At 55.2% G+C, this 1,251-nt stretch carries 1 protein-coding gene; it reads left to right on the top strand.

Annotated features, from left to right (window positions below):
- Positions 1-13 precede the first annotated feature (13 nt).
- A protein-coding gene (locus ABE459_RS25985) for an IS3 family transposase (protein ID WP_346648175.1) occupies positions 14-1,215 on the top strand; the annotation gives its coding sequence in 2 pieces (ribosomal slippage) (positions 14-320 and positions 320-1,215; 1,203 coding nt in all).
- Positions 1,216-1,251 lie beyond the last annotated feature (36 nt).

Genomic DNA, 1,251 nt, shown 5'->3' with positions numbered 1-1,251 from the left:
TTGAACTGGCCTAATGATTTTGGACACCTTCATCGGGCGCTATGATGGCGCCCAATTGGAGGCAAAATCAGTGCGTAAATCTTATTCAAGAGAATACAAAGTCCAAGCTGCCGAAATGGTCTTGGACGGCGGCCAGTCGGTTCCTGAGGTCTGTGCAGCCCTTGGGCTTGGGCCCACAGCTCTTCGCCGTTGGGTTGAGCAAGTGCGCCAGGAAAGAGCGGGCAAGGTTCCGGCGGGAGCCAAGGCAATCACGCCGGAGCAGCAGCGAATTGAAGAGCTCGAAGCACTGGTCCGCCAAAAGGATCGGGATATCGAAATCCTAAAAAAGGCCAGTGCTCTCCTGCTTCGGGACTCCAAAGATCGTTCTCGCTGATCAACGAGCTGAGTGAGCAGTATCCCGTTATCGACTGCTGTCGCGTGCTTGGGGTCAAGCGCAGCAGTTTTTATGCCTGGCGCAAGCGGCAAGGGCGTGAAAGCCCTACCAGAGATGCGCTGCGCTTGCTTGTAATCGACCATTTCAAGGCATCGCGAAATGCCTCTGGATCGCGAACACTCGTGCAGGAGCTGCGTCGTGAAGGCCATGAAATCGGGCGATACAAAGTGCGCGCGTTGATGCGCGAAGCTGGGCTGAAGTGCAAGCAGCGCAGGCCACACCGCTATCGGTCATCGGGTGCGGAAGCATTGATTGCAGAGAATCAGCTGAAGCGAAACTTCAAAGTCTCGACGATCAACGAGGTTTGGTGTGGCGATGTAACTTACATCCAGGTTGGCAGACGTTGGCTGTACTTGGCTGCAGTAATCGACTTGTACGCACGCCGAGTGGTGGGCTGGGCCTTTTCAATGACTGCCGATGCCAGGTTGGCCTGTGATGCGCTGCGGATGGCATCTGAGTCCAGAGGCAAGCCTGCAGGTGTGATGTTTCATTCAGACCAGGGCTGCCAGTACACCAGCCATAGATTCAGGGCAGCACTTGAAGAGTACAGCCTGATCCAAAGCATGAGCCATCGAGGCCAATGCAGGGACAACGCTGCCATGGAGCGATTCTTCGGAGCATTGAAATCAGAATGGGTGCCGGCGGAGGGTTACGAGACCGAAGCGCAGGCACGCGTGGATATCCAGGCTTATCTGATGCGCTACAACCTCAAGCGCCTCCACAGCTACAACGGCTATGAAACGCCAGTAGCCATGGAGGAAAAGCTCAAGGCAGCGGTATGAACCTTAATCGGTGTCCAAAATTACTTGACCAGTTCA

This window comes from Pseudomonas sp. TWI923 (assembly GCF_039673365.1).
Classification (GTDB): Bacteria; Pseudomonadota; Gammaproteobacteria; order Pseudomonadales; family Pseudomonadaceae; genus Aquipseudomonas; species Aquipseudomonas sichuanensis.
Note: the sequence above shows the minus strand (reverse complement) of the source record. Positions and strands in the feature narration are given on the sequence as shown.